The 24,019-nt window shown below is 63.7% G+C and carries 23 protein-coding genes; 12 read left to right on the top strand and 11 right to left on the bottom strand.

From position 1 onward, the window contains the following. Window positions 1-90: 90 nt before the first annotated feature. The 7 genes from R4P70_RS10790 to R4P70_RS10760 all read right to left on the bottom strand — a co-directional run bounded on the left by R4P70_RS10790 (window position 91) and on the right by R4P70_RS10760 (window position 7,362). A complete protein-coding gene (locus R4P70_RS10790; RefSeq protein WP_021333400.1) occupies window positions 91-987 on the bottom strand; it encodes a universal stress protein in 897 nt (298 codons plus the stop codon). 55 nt (window positions 988-1,042) lie between these two features. Continuing rightward, window positions 1,043-1,819, bottom strand: coding sequence for a DUF998 domain-containing protein (locus R4P70_RS10785; protein WP_256064280.1), 777 nt, complete (start codon window positions 1,817-1,819; stop codon window positions 1,043-1,045). Window positions 1,820-1,913: 94 nt separating this feature from the next. Further along, window positions 1,914-2,669, bottom strand: coding sequence for a sirohydrochlorin chelatase (locus R4P70_RS10780; protein ID WP_020969974.1), 756 nt, complete (start codon window positions 2,667-2,669; stop codon window positions 1,914-1,916). Between the two features lie 4 nt (window positions 2,670-2,673). Continuing rightward, the gene (locus tag R4P70_RS10775; protein ID WP_020969973.1) at window positions 2,674-3,960 is read right to left on the bottom strand and encodes a sulfate adenylyltransferase subunit 1; all 1,287 of its coding nucleotides are present in this window, start codon (window positions 3,958-3,960) and stop codon (window positions 2,674-2,676) included. Further along, window positions 3,960-4,895 (bottom strand): sulfate adenylyltransferase subunit CysD, encoded by a 936-nt coding sequence (gene cysD / locus R4P70_RS10770; RefSeq protein ID WP_020908199.1) that lies wholly within the window; start codon window positions 4,893-4,895, stop codon window positions 3,960-3,962. The genes R4P70_RS10775 and cysD overlap by 1 nt, the downstream gene beginning before the upstream one ends. Beyond that, window positions 4,892-5,635, bottom strand: coding sequence for a phosphoadenylyl-sulfate reductase (locus tag R4P70_RS10765; RefSeq protein WP_042952234.1), 744 nt, complete (start codon window positions 5,633-5,635; stop codon window positions 4,892-4,894). Before R4P70_RS10765 ends, cysD begins: the two co-directional genes overlap by 4 nt. Beyond that, complete coding sequence (locus R4P70_RS10760) at window positions 5,632-7,362, bottom strand: nitrite/sulfite reductase (RefSeq protein WP_019749031.1); 1,731 nt, start codon at window positions 7,360-7,362, stop codon at window positions 5,632-5,634. Before R4P70_RS10760 ends, R4P70_RS10765 begins: the two co-directional genes overlap by 4 nt. Window positions 7,363-7,865: 503 nt before the next feature. Here R4P70_RS10760 and hemW point away from each other — a divergent pair. Further along, window positions 7,866-9,092, top strand: coding sequence for a radical SAM family heme chaperone HemW (hemW, locus tag R4P70_RS10755; RefSeq protein WP_283309883.1), 1,227 nt, complete (start codon window positions 7,866-7,868; stop codon window positions 9,090-9,092). 35 nt (window positions 9,093-9,127) lie between these two features. Continuing rightward, complete coding sequence (locus R4P70_RS10750) at window positions 9,128-9,748, top strand: CG0192-related protein (RefSeq protein WP_070386585.1); 621 nt, start codon at window positions 9,128-9,130, stop codon at window positions 9,746-9,748. A 26-nt stretch (window positions 9,749-9,774) separates the two neighbouring features. Here R4P70_RS10750 and R4P70_RS10745 read toward each other — a convergent pair whose 3' ends face one another. Beyond that, window positions 9,775-10,098 (bottom strand): type II toxin-antitoxin system VapB family antitoxin, encoded by a 324-nt coding sequence (locus R4P70_RS10745; protein ID WP_003944521.1) that lies wholly within the window; start codon window positions 10,096-10,098, stop codon window positions 9,775-9,777. A 157-nt stretch (window positions 10,099-10,255) separates the two neighbouring features. Here R4P70_RS10745 and hrcA point away from each other — a divergent pair, with 157 nt between their 5' ends. The 5 genes from hrcA (at window position 10,256) to R4P70_RS10720 (ending at window position 15,489) form a co-directional block, all read left to right on the top strand. Continuing rightward, on the top strand, window positions 10,256-11,299 hold the full coding sequence (gene hrcA / locus R4P70_RS10740) for a heat-inducible transcriptional repressor HrcA (protein WP_019749027.1): 1,044 nt from the start codon (window positions 10,256-10,258) through the stop codon (window positions 11,297-11,299). 81 nt (window positions 11,300-11,380) lie between these two features. Next, complete coding sequence (dnaJ, locus tag R4P70_RS10735) at window positions 11,381-12,532, top strand: molecular chaperone DnaJ (protein WP_019749026.1); 1,152 nt, start codon at window positions 11,381-11,383, stop codon at window positions 12,530-12,532. Window positions 12,533-12,534: 2 nt separating this feature from the next. Further along, on the top strand, window positions 12,535-13,296 hold the full coding sequence (locus R4P70_RS10730) for a 16S rRNA (uracil(1498)-N(3))-methyltransferase (protein ID WP_021333396.1): 762 nt from the start codon (window positions 12,535-12,537) through the stop codon (window positions 13,294-13,296). A 163-nt stretch (window positions 13,297-13,459) separates the two neighbouring features. Beyond that, window positions 13,460-14,698: an Ig-like domain-containing protein gene (locus R4P70_RS10725; protein WP_020908192.1), complete on the top strand. Its 1,239-nt coding sequence runs from the start codon at window positions 13,460-13,462 to the stop codon at window positions 14,696-14,698. A gap of 14 nt (window positions 14,699-14,712) precedes the next feature. Further along, window positions 14,713-15,489: an alpha/beta hydrolase gene (locus tag R4P70_RS10720; protein ID WP_317830797.1), complete on the top strand. Its 777-nt coding sequence runs from the start codon at window positions 14,713-14,715 to the stop codon at window positions 15,487-15,489. Here the strand turns inward: R4P70_RS10720 and R4P70_RS10715 are convergent. Then, entirely contained in the window at window positions 15,481-17,085 is a 1,605-nt protein-coding gene (locus R4P70_RS10715; protein ID WP_317830796.1) for an MFS transporter, read from the bottom strand. The two genes, R4P70_RS10720 and R4P70_RS10715, sit on opposite strands and share 9 nt — an antisense overlap. Before the next feature lie 128 nt (window positions 17,086-17,213). On the opposite strand from R4P70_RS10715, the gene R4P70_RS10710 reads away from it, so the two are divergent. The 5 genes from R4P70_RS10710 (at window position 17,214) to era (ending at window position 21,969) form a co-directional block, all read left to right on the top strand. Next, window positions 17,214-17,909 (top strand): TetR/AcrR family transcriptional regulator, encoded by a 696-nt coding sequence (locus tag R4P70_RS10710; RefSeq protein WP_084326313.1) that lies wholly within the window; start codon window positions 17,214-17,216, stop codon window positions 17,907-17,909. A gap of 112 nt (window positions 17,910-18,021) precedes the next feature. After that, window positions 18,022-19,110: a PhoH family protein gene (locus R4P70_RS10705; RefSeq protein ID WP_019749020.1), complete on the top strand. Its 1,089-nt coding sequence runs from the start codon at window positions 18,022-18,024 to the stop codon at window positions 19,108-19,110. A 48-nt stretch (window positions 19,111-19,158) separates the two neighbouring features. Further along, window positions 19,159-19,701: an rRNA maturation RNase YbeY gene (gene ybeY / locus R4P70_RS10700; RefSeq protein WP_003944525.1), complete on the top strand. Its 543-nt coding sequence runs from the start codon at window positions 19,159-19,161 to the stop codon at window positions 19,699-19,701. A gap of 21 nt (window positions 19,702-19,722) precedes the next feature. After that, entirely contained in the window at window positions 19,723-21,027 is a 1,305-nt protein-coding gene (locus R4P70_RS10695) for a hemolysin family protein (RefSeq protein WP_019749019.1), read from the top strand. Between the two features lie 24 nt (window positions 21,028-21,051). Further along, window positions 21,052-21,969, top strand: a complete 918-nt coding sequence (era, locus tag R4P70_RS10690; protein WP_019749018.1) for a GTPase Era — start codon at window positions 21,052-21,054, stop codon at window positions 21,967-21,969. A gap of 49 nt (window positions 21,970-22,018) precedes the next feature. Here era and R4P70_RS10685 read toward each other — a convergent pair whose 3' ends face one another. Then, window positions 22,019-22,573 (bottom strand): TetR/AcrR family transcriptional regulator, encoded by a 555-nt coding sequence (locus R4P70_RS10685; RefSeq protein ID WP_019749017.1) that lies wholly within the window; start codon window positions 22,571-22,573, stop codon window positions 22,019-22,021. 4 nt (window positions 22,574-22,577) lie between these two features. Then, window positions 22,578-23,996, bottom strand: coding sequence for an amidase (locus R4P70_RS10680; RefSeq protein WP_283384948.1), 1,419 nt, complete (start codon window positions 23,994-23,996; stop codon window positions 22,578-22,580). Between the last annotated feature and the right edge of the window lie 23 nt (window positions 23,997-24,019).

The following is a 24,019-nucleotide window of genomic DNA, read 5'->3' as shown; positions in this document are numbered from 1 at the left end:
CCTGTTTGAGCGAACGGCACTTTCGGCCTCCTGATGGCGCCGAAAGTGCCGTTCGCTCAGAGGTGGGGGCCGGGCAACAGCGAGACCAGTTCAGCCCTCTCGGCAGACGAGGACCGGGCATTGGGCGTGGTGGATGAGGCTCTGACTGGTCGATCCGACTATCGACGCCATGAACGGGCTGCGGCCGTGGCTACCGACGACTACGAGTTGCGCTTCCGCTGAATGCTCGAGCAGTGCCTTCATCGGTCCGCTGCGCTGGACACTCCGGGTGACGTCGACATCGGGGTACTTCTCCGTCCAGCCGGCGAGGCACTCGGACAGCAGAGCGTGCTCATGCTGTTCGTACGGTCCCCAGTCGACGAAGCGCCTGGCTTCGGAGTACCCGCCGAGCGAGGCGTGCTCGTTCCAGGTGTGAACCGCAACCAAGGGAGCGCCGAGGAACGCGGCAAACTCGAAAGCATGCGCGACGGCGAGTTCGCTGAGCTTGCTTCCGTCGACGCCGACGACGATGGGCCTGGTGTCTGCTACCGCGTGCTCGCCGGTACCGCGGAACACCGCCACGGGACAGTGCGCCCGGTTGACCACCCGAATGGTGTCGGAACCGAGAAACACCGATTGCATTTCGCTGGTACCGGCCTGACCGAGTGCAACGATGCGAGCGGATTTCGAAAGTTCGACGAGTGTGGTTGCGGGAGTGCCGGTCACGAGGCCGCGTTCGACGGTGACGTCGGTGTGATCGTCGCGAATGGCGTCCTCGGCCTCGTCGAGTAACTTTGCACCCTCGACGCGAAGGTGGTGGTCGAACATCTCTTCGTCGGTGACGTTGGTACCGCCACCTGACTCGGGTTGTCCCGGCAGAACGTGGGTCAGTCGCAATGGTTCGTCGAATCTCTTTGCAGCCGATGCTGCCCACCTCGCGGCGTTGACCGCGCTTGCCGAGCCGTCGATGCCGGCCACGATTCCGTGTCGAACAGATGCACTGGTCATGGAAGTCTCCTCGCGTCGCCTCCCTACCAGTGTGTCCCTGGTCACCCCGGGTTCGCTACAAACTCGTCAGCTCCCGCGGTGCGAGAACGTCGGTAGGCACTGCTGCGCGAGTTCGACGCGGGCGCAACGACGACAGAGCGGTGATGAATCCGTTACCGGGCAGTGTCAATTCCACGTTCTTCAACACGGTTCGGCGCATCAACGCGAGCAGGGCCGCGACGCCGGTGACTGCCATCCACATCGGCAGCGGGTACAACGTCAAGCGTTCACCCAAGCCGAAAGTGAGTGTTCGTCCGAGAAGCAGTACGGCGCCTACGATTCCGGTGGCCGCGCACAGTCCCGACCATACTGCGATCCATTTGCTGTGCTTCCAGAATTGAATTGCCATGAGTACGAGAACGGCATGACGGGCGACGAAGCCGGGAAGTACTGCGGTCCAGTGAACGAAGGTCCCGTCGTTGGCCGGGAAGAGGCCGGTAGCCGCGGTGCTCAGTGCAACGACGACGGCAAGGCCGAGAATCCACTTTTTCGCACGACCGTCCGGAATGTACTTGTGCAGCAAGGCTGCACCGAGGATGGTGAGCGCACCGAGGATCATGAAGGCCGCGTTCATGACGTCGTGCATCGGCGAACACGAATCCACGCTGCATGTCGTCACGCCCAGCGAACTGATGGAGTCACGCGCGAAGCTGTACGGCGTCTTCCAGGCTCCGGCCGTGAAGATCTCGACAAGCAGGTAGAGCACCGACAGGACCCAGGCGGTGCCGGCTGTGCCGAGGCGAAGATTGTGAGTGATGGTGTTCCCTCTCGCGGCGCTCTGAGGGGATTGCACCCAAAGATCTGTTTCGCAGGCGAAGGATGAACCTTCGCAGGCTGGACAGATCCAACACTACGGTAACAATCTGATAACGGCCTGTGAAACCGGATCAGGCGGAGCGGACCAGACGGTCGGGTAGTGCATCAGCGACTTGTCGGTAACGGTCGATCATCGTTTCGATCAGTAGAGAGTGCCCACCGATCGTTTCGGCGAAACGCGCGCGCGGACATACCGTTGCTGCTGCAGCGCTGAGTCGGTCGGTCAGTAGGCCGGGAGCCAAGAACCAGGGTGCGACGACAACGCGTTCGGCGCCGTTCTGCTCGAGAGCGGAGATCGCCTGGGCAACTGTTGGTTCCGCGGATGTCGCGAAACAGATTCGAACGCCCGACCAGTTGGTTCCGCTCAGGAGAGTGGACGCCAGTTCTGCGGTCGCGGCGTTGGCACGCGCGTCGGACGAGCCGACTGCCGCAAGAGCGACACCGACCGACGGATCGTCCGGCCGGGCGCCCGCTTCGAGGATTCGCTCGCGCACTGCCTCGATAAGCCGAGCATCGCGACCTAGTACGTCTGCTTGGAACACGGTCAGTTGGGGGTGGCGTGTCGCGGCAGCGGCCAAGAGCCCGGGCAGATCTACCCGAGCGTGGAAGGCGTTGCCCAGCAGCATCGGAACAACAACGGCGTGAGTGTGGCCGTCGTGTGCAACTCCGTCCAGGACCTGATCGATGGACGGTGCATTGAGATCGAGAAACGCCAGCCGGACATCGAGGTCTGGCCGGGCTTCACGAAGAGCCGCCACGGCAGCCGCGATCACCCGAGCAGAACGGGGATCACGGCTGCCGTGCGCAACAGCAATGAGCGGAACCATCGACTTAGACGCGCTCGCCCAATTCGACAGCGGAAATGACGTCGCCGACCAAGCCGGCTGCGAGAGTGTTTCCACCAGCGGGATCGATCAACAGGAAGCTGCCGGTGTGGCGGTTCACTGCGTAGTCGTCGGCCACGATCGGCTCGGCCACGCGGATCGAAATCTTGCCGATCTCGTTGAGCTCGAGAGTATCCGGGCCCTGATCCGTGGTGAGATCCTGCTCGTTGAAGCGCTCCACCAAGCTGCCGACGATGGCCTGCGTCGTGCGCGTGCCGTGCTTGAGCAGCAGACGTGCGCCGGGGCGCAGCGACTTCTCGGCCAACCAGCAGACTGTGGCGTCGAATTCGCCGATCGGCTCGGGTGCGTCAGACGGCGAGGCGATGGTGTCGCCGCGAGAGACGTCGACGTCGTCGGCCAGGATCAGCGTGACGCTGCGCCCCGCGTGGGCGACGTCGAGTTCGCCGTCGGCCGTGTCGATACGAGTGACGGTGGTGCGCGTACCCGAGGGCAGGATCACCACTTCGTCGCCGGGTACGACGGAACCGGCGGCAACCTGGCCGGCGTATCCGCGGTAGTCGAGGAACTCGGCGGTACGCGGACGGATCACGTACTGCACCGGGAAACGCAGGCCGACGCGATGCGGCTCGGCGTCGACCGGAATCGACTCGAGGTGCTCGATCAGCGTGGGGCCGGTGTAGTACGGGGTCTTGTCGGAGCGGATGGCGACGTTGTCACCGTGCAGTGCCGATACCGGGATCTCGACGACGTCTTCGCTTGCCCAGCCCAGTGAGCTGGTGAGTTCGTTGAACTCGGCGGAGATCGAGGTGAATACCTCTTCGGGGTTCTCGACGAGGTCGATCTTGTTCACGGCGAGAACGAGCTTCGGGACACCGAGCAACGCAAGAACCGCTGCGTGCCTACGAGTCTGCGCGATGACGCCCTTGCGAGCATCGACCAGCAGGATCACGAGCTGAGCCGTCGAGGCACCGGAGACCGTGTTGCGGGTGTACTGCACGTGGCCCGGTGTATCGGCAAGCACGAAGGTGCGCTTGGGGGTCGCGAAGTAGCGGTACGCCACGTCGATGGTGATGCCCTGCTCACGCTCGGCGCGCAGTCCGTCCACCAGGAGCGACAGGTCAGGGGTGTCGAGACCGCGGTCCACCGACGCACGGGTCACGGCGTCGATCTGGTCGGCGAGAACGGATTTCGTGTCGTACAACAGGCGGCCCACGAGTGTGGACTTTCCGTCGTCGACGCTGCCGGCAGTCGCCAGTCTGAGCAGATCGCTCATCAGAAGTAGCCCTCTCGCTTGCGGTCTTCCATGGCCGCTTCGGAAACTCGGTCGTCGCCACGGGTCGCGCCGCGCTCGGTCAAACGTGATGCCGCAACTTCGGCGAGAATCGCTTCGTTGTCAGCCGCATCGGAGAGAACAGCACCGGTGGTCGAACCGTCGCCGACGGTGCGGTAACGCACCGAAAGGGTCTGCAGCTCTTCGCCGTCAGCCGGACCACCCCAGACTCCGGGGGTCATCCACATGCCGTCGCGCTGGTACACCGGACGCTGGTGGGCGTAGTAGATGCTGGCGAGTTCGACGTTGTCGCGGGCGATGTAACGCCAGATGTCCAGCTCGGTGAAGTTGCTGAGCGGGAAGACGCGCACCTGCTCGCCGGGGGAGTGGCGACCGTTGTAGAGGTTCCACAGTTCCGGGCGCTGCTTCTTGGGATCCCACTGGCCGAAAGCGTTGCGCAGCGAGAAGATCCGCTCCTTGGCGCGGGCGCGCTCCTCGTCGCGGCGAGCGCCACCGAAGACGGCGTCGAAGCGGTTCTCGGAGATCGCGTCCAGCAACGGAACGGTCTGCAGCGGGTTGCGGATACCGTCGGGACGCTCGGTGAGGCGACCGTCCGCGATGTACTCCTCGACGCTGGCCACGTGCAGGCGCAGGTTGTACTTGGCGACGACGTGATCGCGGAAGTCGAGAACTTCCTGCAGGTTGTGGCCGGTATCGACGTGCAGCAGGGTGAACGGCAGCGGCGCAGGCCAGAAGGCCTTGATCGCCAGATGCAGCAGCACGGTGGAGTCCTTACCGCCCGAGAAGAGAATGACCGGGCGTTCGAACTCGCCGGCTACCTCTCGGAAGATGTGGATCGCTTCGGACTCGAGGGCGTCGAGAGTATCGAACTGTGTGCCGTCGAGCTGAGGACGTGAAAGTGTCAAGTCAACTGTCATGATGCGTGCAACCCGCATTCTGTCTTGGAGGCACCGGCCCAACGACCGCTACGCGGATCGCTGCCGGGGGCTGGCTTGCTGGTGCAGGGTGCGCAGCCGATGGACGGATAGCCCTCGTCGACAAGAGGATTGACGAGGATGGAATTGGTGTCGATGTAGTTCTGCATCTCCTCGTCCGACCACGGAGCGATCGGGTTGATCTTCACGAGGCCGAAGGCGTCGTCGAAGGAGATCAGGGGAGCGTTGGCGCGGGTGGGCGCTTCGACGCGGCGGATGCCGGTCACCCACGCGCTGTAGCCGGACAGTGTCTGCTTGAGGGGTGCGACCTTGCGCAATGCGCAGCAGCGGTTGGGATCACGGGCGAACAGATCCTTGCCCTCGGCGACATCCTGCTCGGCGACGCTTGCCAGCGCGCGTGCATTGATGACGTTGACGCCGTAGACCTGCTCGACCGCGTCACGTGTGCCGATGGTCTCGGGGAAGTGGTAGCCGGTGTCGAGGAAGAGTACGTCGACGCCCGGATGAACTTGTGCGGCAAGGTGAACCAGCACTCCATCCTGCATGTTCGACGCAACAATGTAACCGCTACGATCCCCCGTCGCTGCGCTCGCCCCGTCACCGAACGTGTCCTCGGTCCACTGCAACAGTTCCTGTGCGCTGGCTCCGTCGAGTTCTACGGCACCGCGCTCGGCGATGGACCGAAGCTCGTCGGCGGTTGCTCGCGAAATGTCCACTGTCATCGCAAATCTCCTTCGTCTGCGCGCACTGCCCATTCGGCGAACCGTTCACCTTCGTTGCGGTTCTTGACGAACTGACGTACGACGCGGTCGATGTAGTCACCCATCTCGACGCTGGTGACCTTGTGCTGGCGCAGCTTGCGTCCGAAGGCGCTGTCGAATCCGAGGCTGCCTCCCAGGTGAACCTGGAAACCCTCGACTTGATTCCCCTCACCGTCGTCGACGAGCTGGCCCTTGAAGCCGATGTCGGCGATCTGCGAGCGAGCGCAGGAGTTGGGGCAACCGTTGATGTTGATGGTGATCGGCACGTCGAGCTGGCTGTTGATGTCGGCGAGACGCTGTTCGAGTTCGGGCACGAGCACCTGCGAACGCTTGCGTGTCTCGGCGAACGAGAGCTTGCAGAACTCGATGCCGGAGCAGGCCATCAGGTTCTTGCGCCAGTGCGACGGTCGGGCGGGAAGGCCCAGCGCGTCGAGATCGGCGATGAGCGGCTCGAGGGTCTCGTCGGCGACGTCGAGGATGATCAGCTTCTGGTACGGCGTGAAGCGGATCCGGTCGCTGCCGGCTTTCTCCGCGGCGTCGGCGACCTGAGCCAGGATGTCTCCCGAGACGCGGCCGGCGATCGGAGCGAAGCCGACTGCGTTGTGGCCGTTGCGGGTCTTCTGGATGCCGACGTGGTCGATCGGGCGCTTGGGCTTCTCCGGCGCGGGGCCGTCGATGAGCGGGCGCTTGAGGTACTCGGTCTCGAGAACCTCGCGGAATTTTTCGATGCCCCAGTCCTTGATGAGGAACTTGAGCCTTGCCTTCGCGCGCAGACGGCGGTAGCCGTAGTCACGGAAGATCGAGACGACACCCTCCCAGACATCGGGGACCTCGTCGAGCGGAATCCAGGCGCCGACGCGCTGCGCCAGCATCGGGTTGGTGGACAGTCCGCCGCCGACCCAGAGGTCGAGGCCCGGGCCGTGTTCGGGGTGGTTCACGCCGATGAAGGCGATGTCGTTGATCTCGTGAACGACGTCCTGCTGACCGGAGATGGCGGTCTTGAACTTGCGCGGCAGGTTGGAGTACTTGGGGTCGCCGATGTAGCGGCGCACGATCTCGTCGATCGCCGGGGTGGGATCGAGGACCTCGTCGAGCGATTCGCCGGCCAGGGGAGAACCGAGGACGACGCGGGGGCAGTCACCGCACGCTTCGGTGGTCTTGAGTCCGACGGCTTCGAGCCGCTTCCAGATCTCCGGAACGTTCTCGACCTCGATCCAGTGGAACTGGACGTTTTCGCGGTCGGACAGGTCGGCGGTGTTCCGGCCGAATTCCTTCGAGATGCCGGCGATGGTGCGCAGCTGCTCGACGTTGAGAGCGCCGGCGTCGCAACGCACGCGCATCATGAAGTATTTGGCCTCGAGCAGGTCGATGTTCTCGTCGCCGGTGAAGGTGCCGTCGTAGCCTTCTTCGCGCTGGGTGTAGAGACCCCACCAGCGGAAGCGACCGCGAAGGTCGCCCTTGTCGATGCTGTCGAAGCCCTGCTTGGAGTAGATGTTCTCGATGCGGGCCCGAACGTTGAGCGGGTTGTCGTCCTTCTTGGCCTGCTCGTTGGCGTTGAGCGGCTCGCGGTAACCGAGGGCCCACTGACCTTCGGCGCGACGCTTGGCGGGACGTGCAGCGCGTGCGGGCCGGGCTTCGGCAGGTGCTGCCGAATCGGCGGGTGTGGCGGCGTCGGTGGTCGACGTCATCGATGAACTCCTGGATCTGGGCGGTTGATCGGCACGCGGCACGCACTATCGACGAACTGTGGCGGTGTCTGATCGGGACGCACCGGTCCGTGTCGGAAATCGAGGGGGCTGTCCTCGGTCTCGGAAAGCTCGCGGCCGGCAGGTGTGCTCACGAAAACGAACAGCTGGAGAAGCTGTATCTCTGAAACGACGTGTCTCTGCAGAGAGTTGTTTCGGTGAAGCAGATGGAGATGAGCGGGAAAGGCTGGAAGATCAGTGAAAGATCAACAGCTACACAGGTGCAGACACGACGAGCTGCACACACGCTTGAAGTCGACATGGCGACGCGCCACAAGTCGCACTCCGAGTCCGGTCATGCGGACCATTGTGCCACGTCAACTCGATAATTCCGACTCGGGCGCATATTTCCACGAAAAACGGGGGAAATATCGAGTTCAGGCCACGCGCCGACCTGCATCGCAGGCTGAATAGGTGTGCGTTCCGGATGCTGGGACACTGGAGGCGTGAATGCCACCAGCACGACTCCCACTCGACAGAGCGAGGCGACGCCCTTCGCCTTGCCCGCGCGATCGCTCGAGGGTGTCGGGAAACGGCCGTTCGGGATCTACATCCACGTCCCGTTCTGTGCCACCAGGTGTGGGTACTGCGATTTCAACACCTACACGGCCGGTGAGCTCGGAACCTCGGCGTCGCCGCAGTCGTGGCTGGAGGGTTTGCGACGCGAACTCGATCTCGCGGCCGAGATGACGGGCGCCCCGGCGGCAGAGACGGTGTTCGTGGGCGGTGGAACGCCGTCGCTGCTCGGTGGCGACGGGCTGTCCGACGTGCTGTCGGCGGTTCGCAGCAGCTTCGGCTTGGCGTCCGGCGCCGAAGTGACCACGGAATCGAACCCCGAATCGACGTCGCCGGAATTCTTCGACGCTCTCCGCAGTGCGGGATTCACCCGCATTTCCCTCGGCATGCAGTCCGCGGCTCAGCACGTCCTGAAGATCCTCGACCGCACCCACACTCCCGGCCGCGCCGTCGCTGCCGCGAAAGAGGCTCGCGCAGCTGGTTTTTCGCACGTGAACTTGGATTTGATCTATGGAACGCCAGGGGAGCGAGACCAAGATCTGGACGCCTCACTCGATGCGGTTCTCTCCGCCGATGTCGACCACGTCTCGGCCTACGCGTTGATCGTCGAGGACGGTACCGCCATGGCTCGCAAGGTCAGGCGCGGCGAGCTGCCCGCGCCGGACGACGACGTGCTGGCCTCACGATACGAACGAATCGATTCACGCCTGTCCGAAGCCGGCTTGCACTGGTACGAGGTCTCCAATTGGGCAAAGGCGGAAACCGAGGACTCCGGTGACACCCGCTGCCGTCACAACCTCGGCTACTGGGACGGCGGTGACTGGTGGGGCGCCGGACCGGGCGCGCACAGTCACGTGGGCGGAGTGCGGTGGTGGAACGTCAAGCACCCAGCGCGGTACGCGGAACAGTTGGCCCTCGGTGAACTTCCCGTCGGCGGCAGCGAAGAACTGACCGCCGACGACGAACACATGGAGCGCGTCATGTTGACTGCGCGGTTGCGTACGGGACTTCCGCTGTCGGAACTGTCTGCATCCGAACGCCTTTCAGCCGAACAGGTGGTAGTCGACGGGTTGGCCGTGATCGAGAACGATCACGTGGTTCTCACCGACCGTGGTCGCCTGCTCGCTGATGCGGTGATTCGCACGATCCTGACCTGACGCGGCACCATCCTTTGCCGCGTAATGTGGCCGTGGTGGCCATCATTCATCGTGCGCAGCTGAATCCGTCCAAGAACGACCTGCTCCGAGCGTGGGTGCCCAAGCAGCCATGGATCGGGTCGGTCGACTGTTCGACGCTCGAACGCGTCGACGCCTATCGTTTCGACGACCCGGACGGTGAGGTCGGAGTCGAGACGCATCTGCTCCGCTCTGCCGACGGTCGAATTCTTCAGGTCCCGCTCACTTATCGTGGTGCTCCGCTGGACGGGGCGGAGACTGCGCTGATCGCAACCATGGATCATTCGGTACTGGGCGAGCGGTGGGTGTACGACGCTTGCTGCGATCCGGTCTACGTGAGCGCGGTGGCGACTGCGATTCTGACCGGTGGGGCCGGAGTCGATCTGGTTTTCGCGGACTCCGCCGATTGCATCCCGGTGACGGCTCACGTAGTAGGCAGCGGTACGGCCGGCGCTTCCGTACCGGAAGTCGAATCGGTGACCTGCTCGACAGTCGGCACCGACACGATCATCAGCGCGGGAGAACTGGAATTGACCGTGGTGAGAGTGATCGACGCAGATCGAGTGTCAGGCTCGGCGACGCTCACCGGAACCTGGCCGGGGCAGCCGAATCCCGCACTGCTCGCGTTCGTCGGTTGAGTCTCGGCGCCTGAGTCGCGTGAGCGTCAGCGGACGCCCTCGATGACGCCGGGCATCGCGTCGAAGTCGAAGACACGCGCGTGCAGCACGACGCGGTTTCGCAGGGCCGAACGAACCGCTCGGTGCAGGCCGTCCTCGAGGTAAAGAGTGCCGCGCCACTGCACTGCGTGAGGGAACAGATCGCCGTAGAAGGTCGAGTCCTCCGACAGCAAGCGATCGAGTTCGAGGACCTTCGTGGTGGTCACGATCTCGTCGAGTCGAACCTGACGTGGAGGGAACTTCGACCAGTCGCGTAGAGACAGTCCGTGATCGGGATACGGTTTGCCGTCCATCACGCCTTTGAAGATCATGTGCCGCCTTGTCCATGGTTGTGCGATCGACCCTTCGCCGATCTCACTCCACAGTAAGGGCAACAGCCGTCTCTGGCGCTCGGGCGATTAGACTGCCAGTGGGAACCGATGTGTAAATGTCGGTGTTCGTTCTGTTCAGGAAACGGAGGTGGCAACGATGTCGAGTACCGACGACAGGCGTTTCGAGGTCTTACGTGCAATCGTGGCCGATTACGTCTCCACCCAGGACCCGGTGGGATCCAAGGCCCTGGTCGAGCGTCACAACCTCGGAGTGTCGAGCGCCACTGTGCGCAACGACATGGCATTCCTCGAGGCCGAGGGCTACATCGCCCAACCGCACACCAGTTCCGGCCGCGTCCCCACCGACAAGGGATACCGCGAATTCGTCGATCGCATCGCCGACGTCAAGCCCATGTCCGGACCCGAGCGCCGAGCGATCCTGGAGTTCTTGGAGTCGGGTGTCGACCTCGACGACGTTCTGCGCCGCGGTGTGCGACTGCTCGCGCAACTGACCCGTCAGGTCGCGGTTGTCCAATATCCGTCGCTGTCCGCGTCGTCGGTTCGCCACCTCGAGGTGGTCGCATTGACGCCGGCGCGCCTGCTTCTCGTTCTCATCACCGATTCCGGGCGAGTCGATCAGCGAATCGTCGAGCTCGGGGACGTCCTCGAAGACGAAGACCTTTCCCGGTTGCGCGCGCTTCTCGGCGGGGCCCTGGAAGGTAAGCGCCTGGCCGCCGCGTCGATTGCCGTGGCGGAACTGGCCGACGAGTCTCCGGCCGACCTGCGCGACGCCGTGATCCGGTCGGCAACGGTTCTGGTCGAGACCCTGGTTGAACATCCGGAAGATCGCCTCGTTCTGGGCGGAACCTCCAACCTCACGCGCAACGCCGCCGATTTCTCCGGTCTGGCCGGCTTCCCCGGTTCGCTGCGCGCAGTGCTCGAAGCACTGGAAGAGCAGGTAGTGGTCCTCAAACTGCTCGCTGCGACGCAGAATTCCGGCACGGTCACCGTTCAGATCGGTGAAGAGACGCAGGTCGAACAGATGCGCGGAACCTCCGTGATTTCGACTGGCTACGGCGCGGCCGGTACCGTTTTCGGTGGTGTCGGTGTGCTCGGACCCACTCGGATGGACTATCCGGGAACAATTGCATCGGTTGCCGCCGTTGCCAGATACATCGGCGAAGTTCTCTCCGAGCGATGACGGACGTCGACATTTGGTCGGCACACCTCCTCGCGAGGACTGAGGAAAACCTAGAAGTAAGAGAAGGACGAGAGACTCAACGTGGCACGGGATTACTACGGATTGCTCGGCGTCGGCAAGAACGCGACAGACCAGGAGCTCAAGCGCGCTTACCGCAAGCTGGCACGCGAACTGCACCCGGACGTCAACCCTGACGAGGCGGCGCAGGCCAAGTTCAAGGAGATCTCGACGGCCTACGAGGTCCTGACCGACCCGGAGAAGCGTCGCATCGTCGATCTCGGCGGAGACCCGCTCGAGTCCGGTGGCGGCGGAGGTGGTGGCTTCGGCGGCGGATTCGGTGGCGGTGGCCTCGGCGACGTCTTCGAAGCCTTCTTCGGCGGCGGTGGCGGCGCAGGTCGTGGGCCGCGCGGTCGCGTTCAGCCCGGCGCCGACTCGTTGCTTCGCACCAAGCTGACCCTCGCAGAATGTGCGACGGGCGTCAGCAAGCACGTGACCGTCGAGACGGCCATTCTGTGCGACAGCTGCACCGGAGCCGGAACCAACGGCGACTCCAAGCCTGTCCGCTGTGAGACCTGCAACGGTGCCGGCGAAGTTCAGTCCATCCAGCGCTCGTTCCTCGGTCAGGTCATGACCTCGCGTCCCTGCCCGACGTGCCGCGGTGCCGGTGAGACCATCCCGGATCCCTGCCACAAGTGTGGCGGCGACGGCCGAGTTCGGGCCAAGCGCGACATCACGGTGAAGGTTCCGGCGGGCGTTGCCGGTGGCATGCGCATCCGTTTGACTGCGCAGGGTGAAGTCGGCCCAGGCGGCGGACACCCCGGCGACCTCTACGTCGAGATCGTCGAGCAGCAGCACGACGTCTTCGTTCGGGACGGTGAAGACCTGCACTGCACCATCCGTGTTCCCATGGTCGACGCAGCACTGGGTACCAGCGTCACCGTCGACACCATCATCGACGGCCCCAAGGAAATCACCATCGAGCCAGGCACCCAGCCCGGGCACGTTGCTGTTCTTCGCGGTCACGGTATGCCGAAACTGCGGTCGGGAGTGCGCGGCGACGTCCACGCTCACCTCGAGGTGGTCATCCCGAGCCGCCTCGATCACAAGCAGTCCAAGCTGCTCAAGGAATTCAAGCTGCTCCGCGATCGTGACGAGGCCGAGGTCGTTTCGACGACGTCGCAGAACAGCGGTGGTCTGTTCTCGCGTCTTCGCGAAGCATTCAGCGGCCGCTGACGGTGGCCGCAACGGTCTTCTTTCTCGACCCGGTTCCCGGCGTCGGTGAAATCGCAGTTCTGGACGGGCAGGAGGGTCGCCACGCGGCCACTGTCCGCCGGATCGGTGTCGGCGAGCGTTTGGTGTTGGCCGACGGCCGTGGCCGGGTAGCCGACGCCGAGGTGACGAGCGTCGGCAAGGATCGCCTCGAACTGTTGGTCAGCGACGTTCAGGTTCTCGAGCAGCCCAAGCCGTTGGTGACCCTGATTCAGGCACTGCCCAAGGCCGAGCGCTCCGAGTTGGCCGTCGAACTGGCCACCGAGGCTGGTATCGACGCCGTGATTCCGTGGCAGTCCCTGCGTTGTGTCGCCAAATGGGAAGGCCCGAAGCTCGCCAAGGGCGTCGCACGCTGGCGAAGTGCCGCAGTGTCTGCGGCGAAGCAGTCCAGACGCGCGTTCGTCCCGGAGATTTCGGATCTGCACAAGACGGCGGCGGTGATCGCGTTGGTTCGCGACGCCGTTGCCCGCGGCGCTGTGGTTGCGGTGCTTCACGAATCGGCGACGACGCCGTTGGCCGGCTTGCCGTTGGCGAGCGCGGACGAGGTATTTCTCGTTGTCGGTCCCGAAGGTGGGCTCGACGATTCGGAGATCAGTGCGTTGTCGGAGGCCGGGGCCACTCCGGTGCTTCTCGGGCCGACGGTCCTGCGCACGTCGACTGCCGGAGCCGTCGCTCTCGGCGCCATCGGAGTGCTGACCGATCGCTGGGGACCACGGCCACTGCACTGATCTTGTTGTGACTGCACTGATCTTGTTGTGACTGCACTGACGTTGGTGTGATCCCGAGCTGAATCGGATCCGGCGCTCAGCGAAGTGTCAGATTTGCGCACTATCGTAAGGACGTCGGGGGTCGCCTTCGGCGTGAGTTGGTTCGGGGATTTCAGGAGGCCAGATGTTGTCACGTGCGCATATGCGAATTGCCGGAGCGGTGTGTGCCGCGGCGGCGATGATGCTGGTTGCGGGGTGCACCGTCTCCACCGGAGACAATCCTGGCTCTTCCGGTAATGCCGTCACCACCACACCGACCAGCGAGGCGCTCGTCACCGTCACTCCCGCCGACGGCGGAACCCCCGTGAGCCCCCTCGATCCCATCGAGGTCCAGGTCGCGAAGGGAACACTGACGACCGTCGCGCTGACCAATCCCGAAGGTAAGGAAGTCGCCGGTATCACGACGCCTGACAAGACGTCCTGGAAGCCGAGCGAACCACTCGGATACGGCAAGACCTACAAGCTTGTCGTCGATGCCGTCGACGCGAATGGTGTTGCCACGACCAAGAACACGACGCTGACCACCGTCGCGCCGAGTAATCAGACTCGCGCGTACATCAACACCACCGGTGGCGCCTCGATTTCGGACGGTGGCACGTACGGCGTCGGCACGGTCGTCGCCGTTCATTTCGACGAGTTGATCGGTGACAAAGCCGCGGCCGAGAAGTCTCTGGTGGTCACCACCAATCCGCCCGTACAAGGATCGTGGTACTGGGTCGACGGTCAGAACGTTCACTGGCGTCCGCAGAATTACTACGCACCAGGCACGACGGTCTCGGTGAACGCGAACATCTACGGCAAGCAGTTGGGCAACGGACTGTACGGCCAACAGGACGACACCGTGTCCTTCAAGATCGGCGACTCCCACGTCTCGGTCGCCGACGACAACACCAAGATGGTGACCGTCTACGAAAACGGTCAGGTGATCAAGGAAATGCCGACCTCGATGGGTATGGGCGGCACCGAAACGATCGGCGGCACGACGCTCTCGTTCTGGACCCAGCCCGGCACGTACACCGTGATGGACAAGGCCAATCCCGTCATCATGGATTCGTCGACCTACGGTCTCCCGATCAACTCGCGCCTGGGGTACAAGGAATCCATCAACTGGGCCACCCGCATCAGCACGGACGGTATCTATCTTCACGAGTTGGAGAGCACCGTCTGGGCGCAGGGAAACACCGACACCTCGCACGGTTGCCTCAATCTCAGTGCGGCCAATGCCAAATGGTTCTTCGATTTCTCGCAGCCAGGAGATGTCGTCGAGATCAAGAACACCGGCGGGGCTCCGCTGGAGGTGTGGCAGAACGGCGACTGGACCCTCTCGTGGGCAGACTGGGCCGCAGGCAGCGCCCTCGCCTGAGATAGATTTCCTCGGTGCCTCGATTCAAGATTCCGTACGGCCGACACGAGCAACAGTTCGGGCATCTCTACGTTCCCGACGAGGCGGTTGACGGCCCGATCCCGATCGTCATGCAGATCCACGGCGGCTTCTGGAGCGGGCAGTACGGATTGAATCTGGGCACCGCATTTGCCGTCGAACTCGCGCGGCACGGCGTCGCAGTGTGGAACATCGAATACCGCCGCCTCGGGGCGGGCGGTGGTTGGCCGGAAATGTCCGCCGACGTGAAAACGGCGTACGACGAAATCCCCGGACTGGTTGCCGCGAAGTCCTCGGCCGAATTGGATCTGAATCAGATTCGCCTGCTCGGGCATTCGGCCGGCGGACATCTTGCAGTGTGGCTGGCGGGGGAGAAGGACACGTTCACCCGGCCTGAACGGGTCATCGCGCAGGCTGCCGCACTCGATCTGGCGTCGGCAGGCGAGCGTGGACGCCGGATCAGTTTCATCGAGGATCTGTTCGGCGTTCCGTTCGAAGCGAACCCGGATCTGTATCGCAATGCGTCGCCACAGCATCGACTGCCGATCGGCGTTCCCGTTGTGTGCGTCACGGGTGCGGAGGATCTGCAGGTGCCGGCCAAGGTGAGCTCCCGGTATGCGAAGGCTGCCGAAGCGGCTGGTGATCCCGTGGCACTGCATGTGATCGAGAGCGAAGGGCACGACGCATTTCTCTCACCCTCGACCGAGTCCTGGCGGGTCTCCCGCGAGTTGGTTCTCGCCGAAGACCCGCTGGCTCCGAGCACGTCAGACTGACACGGGGCCTTCTTGCACAGGGGCCTTCTTGCCCGGCAGGATGAACGCCACGACAACTGCCCCCACGAACAGTGCAAGGCCGCCCGCCCAGCTGGCCGCCGAAATCGCGTCGGCGTAGGCACTGCCGGCGGCGTCGAGCAACGGCGCTGCCTGAGCTGCAGCCAAGGGGTTGCCTGCCATCTCTTCGGCGACCAACGAAGCGCCGCCGACGGATTCTCCCGACACCTCCATCGCGTACGCGGCCTGTTGCGCCAGCTCACCCGTCAACTGTGGAACCTGCATACCGCTGATGAATCCTGCGATCGAATCCTTGTAGCTCGCAGCGAGGATCGAGCCCAGGATCGCGATTCCCAGAGAGCCGCCGAGTTCGATGGCGGTGTCGTTGAGGCCACCAGCAGCGCCGAGATCGTCCTCGGAGAAGTTGTCCATGATGGCGTCGGTGGCCGGCGGTTCACTCAAGCCGATGCCCAGGCCGAGCAGGATCAGTGGGACAGCGAACATCCAGTAGCCCGAATCGCCGTCTACCTGCGTGAGAATCAGAACACCGACCGCGGCGACGACCATGCCGCCGACGATGGATGCCCGGACGCCGATCAGCGGAGTGATCCGGCCACTGACCACGGCGCCGATCGAAACGGCAATTGCCAAGGGCAGCAGACGAACACCGGTTTCGAGTGCGCCGTAGCCGAGGATGAACTGGAACTGCTGTGAGATGAAGTAGATGGCACCGAAGGCGGCCAGGAAGAGCAGAAGTACGGCGAGTGTCGCGCCGCCGACCATGCGCTGGCCGAGTTTGCGGACGTCGAGCAGTGGCTGCGGGTGACGCAGTTCCCAGACGACGAACGAGACGAGACCGATCGCAGCGAGCACGGCGGTGCCGATGGGTCCGCCGGTCCACCCGAAGTGGAATCCGTTGATGATCGAGTACACGAGCGAGCCGATGGTGACCACCGAGAGTGCGCCGCCGATCCAGTCGATCCGGCCCAGGTGCTCGGCCTTGCTCGGCGGCACCAGGATTAAGGCGGCGACGGCAGCGACGGCGGCGATCGGGACGTTGATCAGGAAAGTGATGCTCCAGGAATGACTGTCGAGAATCCAGCCGGCCAGTAGCGGACCGAGGGCAATCGCCAGACCCGACGTCGCCGCCCACGCCGCGATGGCGCGTGATCGCTCCGCCTTGGGAAAGGTCGCGACCAGAAGCGAAAGCGTCGCGGGCATGATGATCGCGGCGCCGACGCCCATGATCATTCGTGCCGCGATGACGGCGTTGGTGGTGTCCGCGATACTGCCGAAGACGGAGCCGCCGGCGAACACGGCGAGTCCGGTCAGAAGCGCTCCGCGGCGACTGTACTTGTCACCGATCACGCCGAACAGCAACATCAGCGCGGCGTAGGGGACTGTGTAGCCGTCGATGACCCATTGCAGTTGCGTGCTGGTGAGCCCGAGGTCTCTGGTCATGTCCGGCGCCGCGACGATCAGCGCGGTATTCGCCATCACGACGATCAGCAGACTCAGGCACAACACCCCGAGCGCGGCCCACCGCCGTGAGTACGGCTGGTCCATCTCCGAGACAGGTTTGCTCATGAGTGTCGTCATGACGCGACTCCGTTCCTGATGATCGAAGAGACTCCTCGATCTATTTGCACACTGATGTGTAAGTTAATAACTTGCACACCGATGTGCAACTATGATTGACCTAGATCACAGTTGGGCAGTCGAAAGAGGTGGAACGCACGTTGACGCATTCGGGCACAGTCGTTTCGGGAACTGCCGAATCGGGCGGAAGGCAGCGTCGTAGTCAGGCCGCGGCGAATCGCAATCGCATCATCGAGGCGGCGATCACGGCGTTCGCTGCTGATCCGGATGCGAGCATGGATGACGTCGCAAAGGCTGCCGGTGTGGTCAGACGAACCGTGTACGCGCATTTCGACAGCCGTGAGGCGCTGATCAACGGCATCGTGGACGAGGCGTCGACCGATCTCGTTGCTGCGCTGAGCCAAGCCGGTGAGCCGCCCGAGCGCCCCGATCTGGCGACTGCCGTACTGGCATTGCTGTCATGGCCGGTCGGTGATCGATTCCGGATGCTGCTCAGTTTTGCTCGCAAAGAGTTGGGGGAGCAGCGGATTCTCGATTTGATGGAGCCCGCGCGCGCCGTGAGTATCAGCGTCGTCGAGCGAGGTCAGCGTGACGGCACCTTCTCGACATACCTGCCGGCCGAGACTCTGGTAGCGATGACCGAGGCGATCACGATCACTTTGTTCGATCAGGCCAACAGTGGGCTCATCACCGACTCTGGCGAATCCTTTGCCGCCGTATGCCTGGTCATCGCGGGTATCAGTCCGGACAGAAGCGCCGAGATCGTCGCCGAAGCGTCGGAATGGATCCGAGAATCGCTGCCGTCCGGTCGCCGCGAGGATTAGGCCGGGACGATTAACAAGTGGGCCGTGTCCGACTCTGGCGCTAGACTTCGAAGTATCGAGGCTCACGAGTCGAGTGGGCTGATCGGACCAGAAAGCAGGCCATATTCACCACGTGAGTGAACACAGTGAACTCGACGGGAACCGTGTAACCACCATCACCGATCGCGCTCTGCCCGCAGAGCGCACCGTCCGTTCGAGTATGGATCTGGCGCCGGAGACCGTGCGCCAAATCCTGGGGGCGACGGACGAGAATCTCACCGCGATCGAACGTGAGCTTCGTGCCGACATTCACGTACGTGGCGGAACTGTCTCATTGTCGGGGACAGCTGCAGACGTTGCGCTGGCAGAACGTGTGTTCAGTGAATTGGCGTCGCTGGCCGGTCGGGGGCAACCCATCGCACCGGATGCTGTTCGACGAACCATCGGCATGCTCACCAACGAGGTCGGCGAGTCTCCGGCCGAGGTGCTCTCCCTTGACATTCTTTCGCGTCGGGGCAAGACGATTCGGCCCAAGACCCTCAACCAGAAACGCTACGTCGACGCCATCGACGAGAACACCATCGTGTTCGGGGTCGGCCCGGCCGGTACCGGCAAGACCTACCTCGCCATGGCCAAGGCCGTTCAGGCGTTGCAGGCCAAGCAGGTCTCTCGGATCATCTTGACCAGGCCGGCAGTCGAGGCAGGCGAGCGACTGGGCTTTCTGCCCGGCACGCTGCACGAGAAGATCGATCCGTATCTGCGCCCGCTGCACGACGCATTGCACGACATGATGGATCCCGAGGCGATTCCGAAGTTGATGCAGGCCGGAGTCATCGAGGTCGCTCCGCTCGCTTACATGCGCGGCCGGACGCTCAACGATGCCTTCATCATCTTGGACGAAGCGCAGAACACCACGGCCGAGCAGATGAAGATGTTCCTGACCCGTCTCGGGTTCGGTTCCAAGATCGTGGTCACCGGAGACGTGACCCAGGTCGATCTACCTGGTGGGGCCCGTTCGGGTCTGCGTGCGGCATCCGAAATCCTCACCGGGATCGACGATATTCATTTCGCCACCCTCGACAGCAGTGACGTCGTACGTCATCGGCTGGTCTCCCACATCGTCGACGCTTACGAGCGTCACGAATCGGATCGGTCCGGCGAGTTAGCGGTCGGAAACCGGGCGCAGCGCCGCGCTGCACATGCTCATTCACCGCGACGGTAGGCTGATCGACGCATCAACCCCTACTTTTCCCAGGAAAGAGCGTCGCACATGAGCATCGAGGTCTCGAACGAATCGGGCATGGACATCTCCGAACCGGAGTTGATCAGCGTTGCCCGTTTCGTGATCGCTCGGATGGATGTCCATCCGGCGGCCGAGCTGTCGATGGTTCTCGTCGACTCCGCGACGATGGCGGATCTGCACGTTCGCTGGATGGACCTGCCGGGCCCGACCGACGTCATGTCGTTCCCGATGGACGAACTCGAGCCGGGTGGCCGTCCTGATTCCCCGGAGCCGGGGCCGTCGATGCTCGGTGACATCGTGTTGTGTCCGTCTTTTGCCGCGGATCAGGCTGACAAGGCCGGGCATTCACTGGCTCACGAACTTGCCCTCCTGACCGTCCACGGTGTGTTGCACCTCCTCGGCTACGACCATGCGGAGCCGGAAGAGGAGAAGGAGATGTTCGGCTTGCAGAACAGCCTCCTCGAAGAGTGGTACGAAGACCTTCGCCGTATCGACCGCGAAGCAGCACTGGCCGAACGCGATCAGAAGCTGCTCGGCAAGACAGGTTTCGTCGACGGAGTGGACCGATAACAGGCATCCGGGGGTTCTGTAGTGAGTAGCGCCATAGCGCTCTTTGTTCTGGCGATTGCTCTTGTCCCGGTCGGTGGTGTCTTCGCGGCCGTCGACTCGGCGCTCAACACCATTTCGTCGGCGCGCATCGACGAGATGGCAAAGGAAGAGCGAGCCGGCGCCGCGCGCGTGCAGCGCATTCTGACCGATCGTCCGCGATACGTGAATCTGATGGTCCTGCTTCGCATTTTGTGCGAGATCACGGCCACCGTCGTACTAGTTGGCGGTCTGATCGACATCCTCTCGTTGGGCTGGGCGCTGACCGTCACCGCGGTGATCATGGTTCTCGTCTCGTACGTGGTCATCGGTGTCGGACCGAGAACGCTTGGGCGCCAACATGCGTACTCCATCGCGATGGCCGCGTCGTTGCCACTGCTGTGGATCGGTGTTCTGCTCGGGCCGATCAGTCGCGTCCTGATCCTCGTGGGTAACGCCTTGACCCCGGGTAAGGGCTTCCGCAACGGTCCGTTCGCTTCGGAAATCGAGTTGCGTGAACTCGTGGACATGGCGCAGGAACGCGGTGTCGTCGCCGACGAAGAACGCCGAATGATCCAGTCCGTCTTCGAACTCGGAGACACGTCGGCACGCGAGGTGATGGTGCCTCGCACCGACATGGTGTGGATCGAAAATGACAAGAATGCCGGACAGGCGACGTCGTTGGCCGTGCGCAGTGGTCACTCGCGCTTGCCGGTCATCGGGGAGAACGTCGACGACGTGCTCGGTGTCGTCTACCTCAAGGATCTGGTCAAGCAGACCTACCACCTGCCCGACGGCGGCCGGAACGTCAACGTCTGCGACGTCATGCGGCCGGCGGTCTTCGTTCCCGATTCGAAGCCACTCGACAGCTTGCTGGCCGAGATGCAGCGCGACCGCAATCACATGGCGATCCTCGTCGACGAGTACGGCGGAATCGCCGGGCTGGTCACGATCGAGGACGTCATCGAAGAGATCGTCGGTGAGATCGCCGACGAGTACGACGAGGACGAGACGCCGCCCATCGAGGATCTCGGCGACGGAATGTTCCGCGTCTCCGCGAGGCTTCCCATCGAAGACCTCGGCGAATTGTTCGATCTCGAACTCGAACTCGACGAGGTGGAGACCGTCGGCGGGCTGATCGGATACGTACTCGGCCGAGTTCCGCTTCCTGGTTCCGAGGTGGAATACGACGGTTTGATCCTGCGCGGTGAGGGAACCAACACGGGCCGAGGCCGGGTACGCATCAGCACGGTGTTCGTGCAGCGCATCCCGCGGTCCGAAGACGAAGAGACAGAAGACACCGATGACTGAGCGAGTGTTCAGCGAGGAGCAGTTATGAGCAAGAACGAATTCCGGTCAGGCTTCGTGTGTTTCGTGGGTCGACCCAATACGGGTAAGTCCACGCTGACCAATGCGTTGGTCGGCAGCAAGATCGCGATCACGTCCTCGCGCCCGCAGACGACGCGCCATACGATTCGTGGCATCGTTCACCGCGAGCATGCGCAGCTGATCTTGGTGGACACCCCTGGACTGCACAAGCCGCGCACATTGCTCGGGCAGCGCCTCAACGACCTGGTTCGCGACACGTACTCCGAGGTCGACGTCATCTGCCTGTGCATCCCGGCCGACGAGGCCATCGGGCCCGGAGACCGCTGGATCGTGCAGCAGATCCGTCAGATGGCGCCCAAGACCAAGCTGGTCGGCATCGTCACCAAGATCGACAAGGTCAGCCGCGACGCCGTCGGAAAGCAGTTGCTTGCGCTGTCCACCTTGCTCGGTCCCGAATCCGAGGTCGTTCCGGTGTCCGCGAAGTCGGGCGAACAGGTCGAGATCCTGGTCGACGTCCTCGCCGGTCTGATGGACGAGGGCCCGGCCTTCTACCCGGACGGTGAATTGACGGACGAGCCCGAAGAGGTGCTCATGGCCGAACTCATCCGTGAGGCTGCGCTCGAGGGTCTCGGTGAGGAATTGCCGCACTCCCTGGCCGTGGTGATCGAGGAGGTCATCCCGCGCGAAGGACGCACCGAGAAGCAGGGCGAGATGCTGGACGTCCACGCGTTGCTCTACGTCGAGCGGCCCAGCCAGAAGGGCATCGTCATCGGTAAGGGCGGAGCGCGTCTGCGGGAAGTCGGTACCAGTGCGCGCCTGCAGATCGAGAAGCTGCTCGGTGTGCGGATCTTCCTGGAGTTGCACGTCAAGGTCGCCAAGGACTGGCAGCGCGACCCGAAGCAGCTCGGCCGGCTGGGCTTCTAGGGCCTCCGGCCCCGTGAGCGGTTAAGGAGTCCAGGGACTGCCTAACCACTCACAGGGGCCGGAGGACCCTGAGGATCGCCGCGCCGATGTCCTGCTCGTCGACGCCGGTGGCCAGGCGTCGGAGTTGGAGTCCAGTGATGACGGCGACGAGCGTCGATGCAATCGATTCGGGATCCGGTACGCCGAGTGCCGTCAGAATCGTGACGGTCAAATCGTCGTAGGCGGCAAAGCATTCGACCGCAACTTCGTGGAGTTCGTGGTCGCGGCCGGCGGCGATGTACATCTCGAACGGCGCGATCCGCTCGGCCGAGAACGAAAGATCTCGCGTCACCTTCTCAGCTATTGCCGCGGCATCCTCGACGCTGAGACCTTTGTCGCGGTACTCCTCGGCCAAGGCGCGCAGGCGCGTCGTCTCGTCTGTCACGAAACGAGACAGAGCAGCGCGGAGCATGTCCGACTGGCTCGCGAAGTGATACGTGATCGATCCGAGTGAGACGCCGGCCTGCGCGGCGATGCGCCGGTTGCTCACACCCGGGATGCCGTCGGTACCGACGACGTGCAGAACGGCGTCGAGTATTCGCTCGCGAACGTCCCGGTTACTCATCGGGTCACCACCACGGCTCGGGGCGGATCTGATCCCAACGCAGGACCGATTCCAATTGTGAAGCGAGGGAGACCAACAGAGGTTCGGTGTTCTCGTTGCCCATCAACTGCGCACCGATGGGCAGGCCGGCCTTGCTGAATCCGGCCGGCACGTTGACCGAGGGCCAGCCGAGGACGTTCCACGGCCACGCGTACGGGCAGGCGCCGGTCATGACCTTGTCGGTGTCCCAGCCACCGATGCCGTCGATCGCGGTCGCCATGATCGGTGGAGTTGCCGTCGTGGGTGCCAGGACGACGTCGTACGTGTCGAAGATCGCTCCGATCCGCTTTCGCATCCGCGGTTCGGCCGCGCGGGCCGCGCGCAGTGGTGCACCACGAAGTAGCTTGCCGTTCTGTGCATTTCCGCGTGTTCTGGCATCGACCAGTGTCGGGTCGGGAACGCGTCCGAGCCAGTCGTGGACCCCGACGAGTGAGCGGGGCAGAAAGTTCAGGCCGAAGATCAGGCCGTATGCGGGATCGTCGACGACGACGTGGTGTCCGAGTTCCCGCAGCGTGTCGGCGATCGAATGCACGGCCAGGCGCACTTCCGGGTCCAGCTTCACAGGAGTGGCGGTGAACGGATTACGAAGGGAAAGAGCGATTTTCAGCTTTCCGGGGTCGCGTCCCACCGCGTCGCTGACGGTGACCGGTGTCGGCTTGTGGAGATCGCCGTCGTGGTTGCCGGCAGCGACGTCGAGCAGCAGTGCCGCGTCGGCGACGGTGCGAGCGAGCGGGCCGTTGACCGTCAGGCCGTAGAAGGCTTCGGCGTCGGGCCAGGTGGAGATGCGCCCGCGCTGCGGTTTGATTCCGACGAGGTTGGTCCAGGCCGCGGGGATTCGGATGGAACCGGCTCCGTCGGAACCGATTCCGGCGCTGACCAATCCGGCAGCGACGGCCGCGGCGGTGCCGCCCGACGATCCGCCTGGAGTGTGGTGACGCGACCACGGATTGCGCGTGTAACCGAAGGCTGAACCGCTCGTGAGCGGCCACTGGCCCAGTTCCGGGCTGTTGGTCTTGCCTACGATCACTGCGCCGGCGTCGCGGAGGCGTCGAACCATCTCCGAGTCCTCGGTCTTGGCCGGGAAATCGCCAGGGCAACCGAAGGCGGTGGGTTCGCCGGTGATGTCGACATCGTCCTTCACTGCGATCGGCACGCCGAGAAGAGGTAGGCGCTCGCCGAGTGCGAGACGCCTGTCGGACTCGGCAGCTTCTTCGAGTGCCTTCTCGCGCCGCACGATCTTGAACGCATTGAGGTGAGGCTGAGTGGCCTCGATCCGGCTCAGCGTTGCCTCCGTGGCCGCGACGGACGAGGTAGCACCCGAAGCCAGACTCGCAACCTGGTCGACAAGGCCGGGGGCGAGATCGTGGTCGGTTCGAGAAGTCATCGGGTTCCCTTCGCAAAACTGTT

Source organism: Rhodococcus sp. IEGM 1241, assembly GCF_033142365.1.
GTDB lineage: Bacteria > Actinomycetota > Actinomycetes > Mycobacteriales > Mycobacteriaceae > Rhodococcus_F > Rhodococcus_F erythropolis.
This window is presented reverse-complemented; position numbering and strand designations above follow the sequence as displayed.

Bases quoted from the DNA above. Each gene is read 5' to 3' on its own strand.
- R4P70_RS10680 (WP_283384948.1), bottom strand. From the start codon at position 23,996: ATGACTTCTCGAACCGACCACGATCTCGCCCCCGGCCTTGTCGACCAG.
- R4P70_RS10715 (WP_317830796.1), bottom strand. From the start codon at position 17,085: ATGACGACACTCATGAGCAAACCTGTCTCGGAGATGGACCAGCCGTAC.
- ybeY (WP_003944525.1), top strand. From the start codon at position 19,159: ATGAGCATCGAGGTCTCGAACGAATCGGGCATGGACATCTCCGAACCG.
- R4P70_RS10775 (WP_020969973.1), bottom strand. From the start codon at position 3,960: ATGAGCGATCTGCTCAGACTGGCGACTGCCGGCAGCGTCGACGACGGA.
- R4P70_RS10725 (WP_020908192.1), top strand. From the start codon at position 13,460: ATGTTGTCACGTGCGCATATGCGAATTGCCGGAGCGGTGTGTGCCGCG.
- R4P70_RS10780 (WP_020969974.1), bottom strand. From the start codon at position 2,669: ATGGTTCCGCTCATTGCTGTTGCGCACGGCAGCCGTGATCCCCGTTCT.
- R4P70_RS10765 (WP_042952234.1), bottom strand. From the start codon at position 5,635: ATGACAGTGGACATTTCGCGAGCAACCGCCGACGAGCTTCGGTCCATC.
- R4P70_RS10685 (WP_019749017.1), bottom strand. From the start codon at position 22,573: ATGAGTAACCGGGACGTTCGCGAGCGAATACTCGACGCCGTTCTGCAC.
- R4P70_RS10745 (WP_003944521.1), bottom strand. From the start codon at position 10,098: ATGATCTTCAAAGGCGTGATGGACGGCAAACCGTATCCCGATCACGGA.
- era (WP_019749018.1), top strand. From the start codon at position 21,052: ATGAGCAAGAACGAATTCCGGTCAGGCTTCGTGTGTTTCGTGGGTCGA.
- R4P70_RS10760 (WP_019749031.1), bottom strand. From the start codon at position 7,362: ATGACGTCGACCACCGACGCCGCCACACCCGCCGATTCGGCAGCACCT.
- hrcA (WP_019749027.1), top strand. From the start codon at position 10,256: ATGTCGAGTACCGACGACAGGCGTTTCGAGGTCTTACGTGCAATCGTG.
- cysD (WP_020908199.1), bottom strand. From the start codon at position 4,895: ATGACAGTTGACTTGACACTTTCACGTCCTCAGCTCGACGGCACACAG.
- R4P70_RS10790 (WP_021333400.1), bottom strand. From the start codon at position 987: ATGACCAGTGCATCTGTTCGACACGGAATCGTGGCCGGCATCGACGGC.